This is a genomic window from Bacteroides sp. An269, from assembly GCF_002159755.1.
GTDB classification, from domain to species: Bacteria; Bacteroidota; Bacteroidia; order Bacteroidales; family Bacteroidaceae; genus Phocaeicola; species Phocaeicola intestinalis.
This window is the reverse complement of the sequence record NZ_NFJG01000131.1, coordinates 1-10804: the sequence shown is the minus strand read 5'-3', so window position 1 is coordinate 10804 and position 10804 is coordinate 1. Positions and strand designations below refer to the sequence as shown.

Annotated in this window: 7 protein-coding genes; 4 read left to right on the top strand and 3 right to left on the bottom strand. The window is 48.6% G+C overall.

Features of this window, described 5'->3' with window-relative positions:
- Positions 1-646 precede the first annotated feature (646 nt).
- Together B5F71_RS17015 and B5F71_RS17010 are read left to right on the top strand one after the other, a co-directional pair.
- Positions 647-2311, top strand: a complete 1665-nt coding sequence (locus B5F71_RS17015; RefSeq protein ID WP_087212673.1) for a nucleoside kinase — start codon at positions 647-649, stop codon at positions 2309-2311.
- Positions 2312-2375: 64 nt separating this feature from the next.
- Entirely contained in the window at positions 2376-3137 is a 762-nt protein-coding gene (locus B5F71_RS17010) for a copper homeostasis protein CutC (protein ID WP_087212670.1), read from the top strand.
- On the opposite strand, the gene B5F71_RS17005 is transcribed toward B5F71_RS17010, so the two are convergent.
- On the bottom strand, positions 3134-3655 hold the full coding sequence (locus B5F71_RS17005; RefSeq protein ID WP_087212667.1) for a DUF6125 family protein: 522 nt from the start codon (positions 3653-3655) through the stop codon (positions 3134-3136). The genes B5F71_RS17010 and B5F71_RS17005 overlap by 4 nt on opposite strands.
- Positions 3656-4021: 366 nt before the next feature.
- On the bottom strand, positions 4022-6619 hold the full coding sequence (locus B5F71_RS17000) for a transglutaminase domain-containing protein (RefSeq protein ID WP_087212664.1): 2598 nt from the start codon (positions 6617-6619) through the stop codon (positions 4022-4024).
- A 345-nt stretch (positions 6620-6964) separates the two neighbouring features.
- On the opposite strand from B5F71_RS17000, the gene rpoN reads away from it, so the two are divergent.
- Both rpoN and B5F71_RS16990 read left to right on the top strand, forming a co-directional pair.
- On the top strand, positions 6965-8452 hold the full coding sequence (rpoN, locus tag B5F71_RS16995; RefSeq protein ID WP_087212661.1) for an RNA polymerase factor sigma-54: 1488 nt from the start codon (positions 6965-6967) through the stop codon (positions 8450-8452).
- A 5-nt stretch (positions 8453-8457) separates the two neighbouring features.
- Positions 8458-9138, top strand: coding sequence for a phosphatase PAP2 family protein (locus B5F71_RS16990; RefSeq protein ID WP_022038730.1), 681 nt, complete (start codon positions 8458-8460; stop codon positions 9136-9138).
- A 7-nt stretch (positions 9139-9145) separates the two neighbouring features.
- Here B5F71_RS16990 and B5F71_RS16985 read toward each other — a convergent pair whose 3' ends face one another.
- Complete coding sequence (locus B5F71_RS16985) at positions 9146-10447, bottom strand: alpha-L-fucosidase (RefSeq protein WP_087212680.1); 1302 nt, start codon at positions 10445-10447, stop codon at positions 9146-9148.
- Positions 10448-10804: the final 357 nt, after the last annotated feature.

Genomic DNA, 10804 nt, shown 5'->3' with positions numbered 1-10804 from the left:
GGGCGTAGAGCTTTGCAACCTTTTTTGTTAATGTGCTAATGAATAATGTGCTAATGAATAATGTGCTAATAAATAATGTGCTAATGTGATAATGTGGCAATGTGATAATGTGGCAATGTGATAATGTGGCAATGTGACAATGTGGCAATGTGATAATGCAATAATGTATTCTCACATTAGCACATTATTTATTAGCACATTATTCATTAGCACATTATTCATTAGCACATTAACAAAAAAGGTTGCAAAGCTCTACGCCCTGCAACCTCCATTATTCATTCCATTTTCATTTACTTTTTACTACATTCAAAAAAATCCTAATCTTCTGTCAACGTGTCATGTCTTCCCAGATACGCACATTGTTGTTCTTCATTTCCAGAAGACCTGTTACAAGAATTTTTTTCATCCTTTTAAGCATACTAGTTATCCTGTTTTTATGTTTTACGACACAAAAATACAGGTTTACGACATATGTTATTATATTTAAAAGCAGTTTTTCGCATTCTTCTCGCAAATTCTTGATATAAATCAAAAGTCGTTGATTTTTCTTGGAAACTATACTCACAAATAAAAAAAGATTTAAAAGCCAATGAATGTCGGGATTAATTCGTAACTTAACCCTCGAAAACAACAAATATACACCTTTATGGTAGACATCTATTGCAAAAACAACAATTCCACCCAAAGTTTTCCCGAAGGGAGCAGTTTGCTCGACATCTATAACGGTTTCGGACTGGATATGCCTTATGGCGTGGTAAGCGCCAAGGTAAACAATAAAGTAGAAGACCTGAACTTCAGAGTATACTATAATAAGGATGTCGAGTTCCTCGACATCACAAATCCTTCAGGAATGCGCACTTACTTCCGCTCGTTGTGTTTCATTCTGGTCAAGGCGGTAGAAAAACTCTATCCTCAAGGAAGCATCTCGCTGGAGCATCCTGTATCAAGAGGTTATTATTGCGATTTGCATCTGGACCGTTCCATCGGACTAGACGATGTGATTCGCATCAAGCAGAAAATGCAGGAAATCATTGCAGCAGACATCCCTTTCCAGCGCATCGAGTGCCACACCAGACAAGCGGCCGAAATGTTCCTCCAGCACGGGATGATGGACAAGGCAAAACTCCTCCGCAGCTATGACCAGTTATACACATTTTACTATCGGCTGGGAAACACGACGGATTGCTATTACGGAAGCCTCGTCCCCAGCACCGGATACATCCGTTTGTTCGACATCGTAAAATACTATGACGGACTACTCCTGCGCATCCCTAACCGGAAAGACCCTACCCGGCTGGAAGAAGTGGTAAAGCAAGAAAAAATGCTGGAAGTATTCCAAGAATACCATCGCTGGAACGAGATCTTAGGCATCGCCACCGTAGGCGATTTCAATATCGCGTGCCAGAAAGGGCTTGCCACCGAGCTGGTCAATGTATCCGAAGCACTTCAGGAAAAGAAAATCGTCCGCATCGCCGATGAAATCACCCACCGTGACCAGAACGGGGAACGTGTCAAACTGGTCCTGATTTCGGGACCGTCCTCATCGGGAAAAACCACCTTCAGCAAGCGCCTGAGCGTACAGCTCATCACCAACGGCATGCGCCCTTACCCTATCTCGCTGGACGATTATTTCGTGAACCGCGACGATACCCCGTTGGACGAAAACGGGAAGCACGATTTCGAATCATTCTATGCCCTCGACCTGCCTTTTTTCGAATCGCAATTACAAGATCTGATAGCCGGTAAAGAAATTGAACTTCCACGCTTCAACTTCGTGACAGGAAAACGGGAAATGAGTGGCAGGAAACTCCGTATCAATGACAACATGATTCTGATACTGGAAGGCATACACGCACTCAATCCCGAACTGACACGCCACATTCCGGAAGCGAACAAATACAAAATCTATGTATCGGCACTGACCACTATCCAACTGGATAATCATAACTATATCCCAACGACAGACAACCGGCTCCTGCGCCGCATCATCCGTGACTCGAAATACCGGGGAAGCAGTGCCGAGGATACCATCAACCGGTGGGAAAGCGTACGTGCAGGAGAAGAAAAGTGGATTTTCCCTTACCAGGAATATGCCGATGCAATGTTCAACTCCGCCCTTCTGTTCGAGCTTGCCGTGCTGAAAGACTATGCCGAACCCCTCTTACGCAAAGTACCGAACAATTGTCCGGCGTATTCGGAAGCCAACCGCCTGCTTCGTTTTCTGGGCTATTTTACGTCTATCCCCGATAATCAGTTACCACCCACCTCGCTCCTTCGCGAATTCTTGGGTGGAAGCAGCTTCAGATATTAATTCCCGCAGTGTGCTACCGTGCCCACTGTGGTGAGAATATTAATTTTACACATACTTTAAAACGATGAACGAAAGAAAATACACATTCGAAGTGTGCGCCAATTCGGTAGAAAGCTGTCTTGCCGCACAAGAAGGAGGAGCCCAGCGCGTAGAACTGTGCGCCGGCATCCCCGAAGGAGGGACTACCCCTTCGTATGGTGAAATCAAGACCGCACGCCGGATGCTCGACATCCGTCTGCATGTCATCATCCGCCCAAGGGGAGGCGATTTCCTGTATTCTCCCATCGAAGCAGAAACAATGCTGGAAGATATCCGCACGGCACGTAAGGCAGGTGCCGACGGACTGGTGTTCGGATGTCTCACACCGGAAGGCAACATCGACCTGGCACTGATGCAAAAACTGATGGAAGCCAGCGGAGACACCCCTGTCACCTTCCATCGTGCCTTCGATCATTGCCAGAATCCTTACCGGGCACTTGATGAACTGGTATCATTGGGAGTGACACGCATCCTTACTTCGGGCCAGCAACCTACCGCCCCTCAAGGTGCCTCTCTTCTCAAAGACCTGCAAGTATATGCCAAAGAGCGCATCATCCTTCTTGCCGGATGTGGCGTGAACGAAACAAATATCCGAAAGCTGGCACAAGACACCAGCATCCGGGAATTCCATTTCTCTGCCCGCGAGCAAGTGAAGAGCCGTATGCTTTTCACCAATCCAGAAGTCACAATGGGAAGCAAAGATGCAGACGAATATACCCGCGATGTCACTACATCCCGACGGGTACGGACTACAATTGAAGCATTATGCGGAACACCGTATGACTAATCATTCAGACTGAAACGCCAAGCGCAACAACATGCAGGGTCTGTCACGTCGGGAAAGCATGAAATGCACTCGCACGAGATGCGCTCGTCAATGGTACGGGCGAAACCTGCATACTCTATCTCGCCTACTGGCTTGCAAGGATGGAAAGGCATTCCTTTCCGTTCGCGTGCCCGTTGCACCCGGCATTCACGGGTACGGTACACCAATGTTTTCCTTTCGGCATCCATGATGATATCCGCCTCATTCAGATTCGCATAAAAACGGCATTGCAAGGCACGGGCAAGTCCTTCTAAGCCGGGCCGTTCGGGCAAGCCCAAGAACGCCTTGATGCGCTTGGCTTCAATCACGGTAAACCTCCGCCAAGCCTCGGCATCGTGATGCATCGCCTCGTCCATCCCGCGCATCCGCTCTACCGACTGAAACCACACGCCGTCCATCGCCAGCCAGTTTTTCGAATAATCTTCTATCAACCGTATCAACTCTTCTTTCGAGAGTGAATGTAAAATCTCGTTTTTCATTATGCTTCTTTTTAATGAATCCCGCATCTTGCCAATTAACTTGTAGGGCAGGGTTTGCCTGCCCGAAAACATCCACGTGGACGCATACAGGCGGTCGAACCCCACCCTACATTGGCTAATTGCGGAATATATCAAAATAGTAAATAATGCCAATCAGGAGTTAAAAGGGAGTTATCTCCCGCTGGGCGGGCTGGGAGTTAGACGCCAATACCCCTTGCACTGTTTTCAGAGAGACAGGGCTATTGGACTTTAACTCCTGAATGAAGTGATAACTCCTGTGCAACTTAACTACGTTTAACTCCTGATTCGTATAAATAGTAAATTATCAAATCGTAAATTGATTAATCTGTGGTGAAAACCAATCTACTATAATCCGTGAACCGTGTTCAACAGCTGGTCTCCCATGCCGATGGTGTATCCGTGTGATTCGAACACCACCCGATTGAACGTATCGGCAATGATGAAAATAGGCAACCGTGTGCCGGAACTGAGCTTCATTTCCTTCCGGATAGCGGCTTCTATGCTTCCATCCGAATCAATCCCAAACGAAACGGTGGCGGGCAAACCTGCTATCGGAGCCGACATATATTTCTCGTAAGCGGCACGAGAGGGGAAAAGAAGCACGATTTTCCTGCCCCACGCTTCCAGTTCCTTCGCCTTGGCGGCGATGTCCTTCAAGGCATGGTTGGTAGGCTCATCACCCACGCCTAAAATGCCCACAATGAAATAGCCCCTGCCCGTGGTGAGCAAAACCGAAGTCTCCCCGCCTTCCGGAGTCTGGAACTTGGATTCCGAATTGAAGCTGCCTATCACACTGACCGCCTCCTCACTCTCACGCATCACCAGTCCTGCATCGGTTTCCTTATCCTGCTCCACGCCAAAGAAAGACACTTGCGCCAGCACGCCTCCCTTAGCCAGACGGGTGCCGGATACCAGCATATAATAGCCTGCCGGAACCGGGACCGGTTCTTTGAACAACTTACTCCAAGGCTCGAAATCGGGATAAACCTGCAAGGCAAACCCTTCCCCATCGAAACGGGACAAGGAAAAATGGCGTGCATACGACGGGTCGCCCAGACGGGGTATCGGCGTATAGTCCAGCTTCAGCGTGCCTTCCGCCACTTGTTCCGAACGTCCGCTTTCGAAATCTACCGCTACATCCTTGCCGTTCTCCTTATATAATACATATCCCGTCACACGGTCTATCCATGCGGGAATGCCGAGCGAACGTGCCACCGCTACAAAGAACGTGTTCCGCGAAGTCCGGTCAGCCATACGGCTTTTCCATACCCCTTCGGGAGAAATCACCGTACCCACCGTGCACAAGTCATCCCGGAGCGTCAGGCTATCCTTACACCATTCCACCAGTTCCAAAGGTTTCTCGCGGAAACGGGCGGCATCCGTTTCGGGTATCTCACGCTGGAAGAACGAACGGTAAGGAGTCAGCATTTCGTATCCGATGCGCGGAGCCAAGACCGTAGCCACATCCGCCAGCGAATCCGTATGATACAGATGGTCGTCCAGCACGCTTGCCTCCGCATCGCGCAAGTCTTTCTCGGCAAGTGTGCCCAGCAAATCCAGCGCACGACTCCGCATCTCCCGTCCTGCCGCTTCTTTCAAGAAAGCCTCTATCTCCGAAGCGTTTCCGCGCGAAGCCACGATATAGGGTGCAACCGCTTCTGCTTCATATCCCGTTTCCGAGGCAAAGGCACGAATCGCGTCCGCACTGGGGAAGGAAGCGATATACGCATGGCGGATGGAGTCTTCCCGGTTGAAACGGATATCGTTCTCAGCGCGTTGCTCCGGCGTGACTTCCGGAAGTGTCGGGTCACCTGCGGGAGGAACGATGTCAAGCGAGAACGAAAGCGTGTCGCCTACCTGATGTTCGAGCCGGAGTTTTACTTCCTTGTCTTTTCCGAAAGACACTTTCTGTATTCCGAACGCACGGCCTTTCACCGCCAGCACCACCATATCTCCCAGTCCGGCGGAAAGGCTTGCCCGTCCGTCCGCACCTGTCTTCTGGGATGAAACCGGATAAAACTCCGCATAGTTATAGATGCCAAAGCGCACGCAAGCATCTCCGACGGGCTTCCCGTCGATATCCGTCACGAGTACCGTTACCGGTGCGTTCTGCGCATAGTTTCCTATCACATTTATTTCGGTATAATTGGCGGTGGTGCGCATCACCTCTTCCGGTCCCTCGTAATAGCCGAACACCTTGGTGTGCATCAGCATGCCGCGGCTTGCCGGCTCGTTGAACCAGCCCAAATTAAGCACCGGCTCAGGCTCGCACGCTCCCAGGAAATACCATTTCCCGTCTACCCAAGCCTCTACCCACGCATGATTGTCGTCGGTATGTGCCCAGCGGGGCGTATAGACCTGCCGTGCCGGAATGCCCACCGAGCGGAGCGCAGCCACAAGGAAAGTAGACTCTTCCCCACAACGCCCGTAAGCCGTCCGCACCGTGGCAAGGGGCGAACTGGTACGCGCGTCCGAAGGCTGGTAATTCGCCTTCTCGTGGCACCAATGGTTTACCTCAAGCACGGCGTCATACATCGCCAATCCCTTCAGGCGTGGCATCAATTCATCATGAAACACCATCCGCGAGCGGTCGAGCGCCTCGTTATTCACCCGCACCGGAAGAACGAAGTGCCGGAACACCTCATCCGGAATCGATTGTCCCCAGGCCGTCTCCTCGCGTGTGGCGAACGAGCTTCGGACGTTCTCCAAATAAAACTCACCGGAATAATCGGTCACATCTCCTACCGGCATATAGGCATACAAAAACATCAGGGCATCCCGCTCATCGGATGTCAATCCTTCATCATCGAACACACCGAAGAAATCCCCTTGTGAGAACAAAGCCTTTTTCTCTTCGAAATCCGCCTTCACCTGCTTCTCGAACGGAGATGTACATGCAGATAACAATGCACATAGCATACCGACACAAACTAATTTTCTCATAAGTCTTGCTTTTTATATTCCTCATTTCACAAAAACAACCTGTATGGTCAGGGGTTGCCTGCCCTTGCTTTACTTGCCCTTCCCAATTCGCCACGCAGTGCGTGACCAATCTTGTAGGGGCGTATCGCATACGCCCTGAATACATCTACGCAGATTAGTGGACGCATACGGGCGTATGCGATACGCCCCTACATGGATGCTTCCCCGTCACGCTGGATTTGCAATCCGCATCATCAACAAATGGCTCCGGATTGCAAATCTGGCATGACTGAACAAAGATAAAGAAAAAACGATTCATTCTCAAATTTATTTCCTACCTTTGCGAAAGTTAATCAAATCCGGCTTATGGCAATACATTCAAGTCAAGTACAGACACAGACACAGCAACAAGTACAAACCTTGTCGCCCCAACAGATTTTAGCGGTCAAATTACTGGAACTCCCTACGGTAGAACTGGAAGAGCGCGTCCACGCGGAACTTCTGGACAATCCGGCACTGGAAGAAGGCAAGGAGCCTTCTGGAGACGACCTGCACGGCGATGAGGGGGAAGACTATGCCACCACCGACCAGGACGGCGAGCCCAACACCGATTATGGAGAAGATCTCTCATTGGGTGACTATCGTACCGAAGATGACATCCCCGACTACAAACTACAAGAGAATAACCGCTCAAAAAACGATACTCCCGAAGACATACCCTTCTCGGACAATGTCTCTTTTTATGAAACCCTGAAAGAACAGCTTGACATGCAAGCCCTGACACCCGAAGAAAAGCAATTGGGAGAATACCTTATCGGTTCACTCGACGATGACGGGCTTTTGCGGAAAAGCATTGACTCCATCATCGACGAACTTGCCATCTACCAAGGCATCAGCACCACACCCGAAGAAGTAGAACACGTTTTGTCTGTCATCCAGGACTTCGATCCCGCCGGAATCGGAGCAAGAAACCTGCAAGAATGCCTGCTCCTGCAAATCAGACGGAAAGAAGACTCACCCTTGAAACAAATCGAATACAACATTATCGACAAATGTTGCGATGACTTCACCAAAAAAAACAAAGACAGAATCTTACAAAGACTGAACATCACTGAAAAACAATACAACGATGCTGTAGCAGAACTGGTAAAACTCAATCCGCGTCCTGGAAGCTCAATGGGAGAAGCCATCGGGAAAAACCTGCAACAAATCATTCCCGACTTCATCGTTGAAACCGAAGACGACGGCACCATCAGCCTCAGCCTCAACAACCACAACGTACCCGAACTCCGGCTGAGCCGCGAATTCACCGACATGCTGGACGAGCATACGCGCAACAAAGCGAACCAAAGCAAGGAATCGAAAGATGCCCTCCTGTTCTTGAAACAGAAAGTAGACGCAGCACAAAACTTCATCAATGCCGTAAAACAACGCCAACAAACCCTGATGAGTACCATGCAGGCAATTATCGACCTGCAACGCCCCTTCTTTCAGGAAGGAGACGAATCGCTCCTCCGCCCGATGATACTGAAAGACGTGGCAGAACGTACCCATCTGGATATATCTACCATCTCACGCGTGAGCAACAGTAAATATGTGCAGACCAACTTCGGTATCTATCCGCTCAAATTTTTCTTCAGCGACGGATATACTACCGAAAACGGCGAAGAACTTTCTATCCGCGAAATCAAGCGTATACTGAAAGAATGTGTAGACCATGAAGACAAGAACGCGCCCTATACCGATGACGAACTTGCCAATATACTGAAAGACAAAGGCTACCCCATCGCACGGCGCACTGTAGCCAAATACCGGCAGCAACTGAACATCCCTGTAGCACGACTAAGAAGATAAAAACAATGGAAGATACAAACATCCCCGACCAACTGACTTATCACGACCCCGTACAACGGAACCCTAAAGAAGAAAAAGACCCGTGGATAACGGCAGCCCGTATCCTGTCGGCTGTATTCACCCCCTTTATGGTCCCTTTCGTAGCCTTTGTCCTGCTCTTTCTCTTCACTTACCTGCGCATATTGCCACTCCAATACAAACTTATCGTGCTTGCCATAGTGTATTGTTTCACCATCCTCTTGCCGATGCTGAGCATATATCTGATGCAGAAAATCAACGGATGGTCTCTTCATGAACTAGGCAAACGCGAACGGCGCTATGTACCCTATATCCTTACCATCCTGAGCTATGTAGGATGCCTTGTCACGATGTACCGTTATCATCTTCCCCGCTATATGGGCGGCATCATCGTGGCAACCTTGCTCTGTATGGTCATCTGTGCGCTTATTAATCTTAAATGGAAAATCAGCACCCACATGGCAAGCGGCGGCATGATGATAGGCGGATTGCTTTCATACAGTTTTATATTCCAGTTCAATCCTACGTGGTGGCTCTGCATCTTCATCCTGCTCACCGGCATGCTGGGCTCGGCACGCATCATCGTCCGCCAGCACACCTTGAATGAAGTGGGCGGAGGCTTCCTCATCGGACTGTTCTGTGGGATTATCGGAATATTGTTTATCTGAATCCGGCTCACTCCAGTTCCAATGCTATCACCGTATCAATATCCGTCGGTATTTTATCAAGCAAAAGCGTGTAACCTACACGGTTCTTCTCGTATTTCACGGGTGTTCCGTTTACGAAATAAAAAGCTTTCTTTACTTTCTTGCCGGTAAGCGGAAGAAACAAAGCCTTGTCTTGCAGGTTAAGGATGTGTACATAAAGCTTATTGCCTTTTTGGGTGGTGCCTCCCCAAGGATGCGGACCGACACATCCGCCACGTGTGCCATAAATGGTCTCACCGTAAACTTTCATCCACTCACCTATCTCCGCCAGACGTTGCAACGCCACTTCGGGCAATTCTCCATCGGGCTGCGGACCAATATTCAATAACAAGTTAGCATCTTTCACGGCTGCACCCACCAAGTATTGAATCAAGTCTTTAGCCGACTTATAGTTTTGGTCTGTAATCTTATACCCCCACATACCGTTCATCGTCTGGCAGGTTTCCAGAGGCAAAGAACTAATGTCTTGTCCCGAAAGTCCGGCTTTATTTTCTCCTGGAAGGTCACGTTCGAAGATTTGAATATCTTCTCCCGGAAAGGGTGTGAGGTGATGATTGTTAGCCACCAGGCAGGAAGGTTGCAATCGATGAATCAAAGCATATTGCTCATCCAATTCCCAATCAAAGCCGGGATTCTGATCCTGATCCCATACACCGTCGAACCAAATAGCACCGATAGGGCCGTAATGGGTCAGCAACTCAGTCAGCTGGTTGTTCATGAAAGTATAATAGCTCCTCCAGTTCCCTTTTGGGTTAGGACGCCCCGTTCCACGTCCCGTGCGTCCCCATACCGCATCTTCACGGTACCAGTCGATATGCGAATAATAAAGATGTAAACCGATGCCCTGCTTACGACATTCATCGGCAAGCTCCTTCAGCACATCACGCTTGAACGGTGTGGCATCCACAATGTTATAATCCGAATATTGCGTATCAAACATCGAAAAACCTTCGTGATGACGTGTCGTAAAAGTAATATACTTCGCCCCCGATGCTTTAATGGCACTCACCCACCTGGCTGCATCAAACTTCGAAGGAAAAAATCCCCCAGCCAGCTTAGCGTATTCCTTATAGTTCAGGTTCTTGTTAGTCATGGTCCACTCACCTGTTGCCAGCATGGCATACAATCCCCAATGCAGGAATATACCGAATTTCTTGTCACGGAACTCTTGGCGGGCTTTCAAATTCTCTGCGGTAGGCTGATAAGTTTGAGCCTTAACGGAAAACATCAAACCGCACATCAATAAAAGCAATAAAAGTCTTATCCTCATAATAATTTCATTTGATATTGTCAAATCCATCTTGTACGCTTGCAGTTACCTGCAAAGTATTTATCCGACAATCCAACGGCTACCAGGTATATACGAAATCAGTTTTGTTGTAACAAAACAACTGATAAACGTCAATAAAGTAACGAGTGGAATAGCAATGGACAAAAATAAAAAATATCGCTGAAAAAATCGAACGAAACGACAGATTAACGCGATAAAATAGCAATCAGAAGAAAATCACGGAAAAAATTAGAAGCTGTTTTGAATTTATCGTGCGATGATTTGGGATGAGTTTTTGAGGCATTTTCGCTTCTGTGATGAGGAAGATAGCGGGCTATCTGACGAAGAACAGGAGCG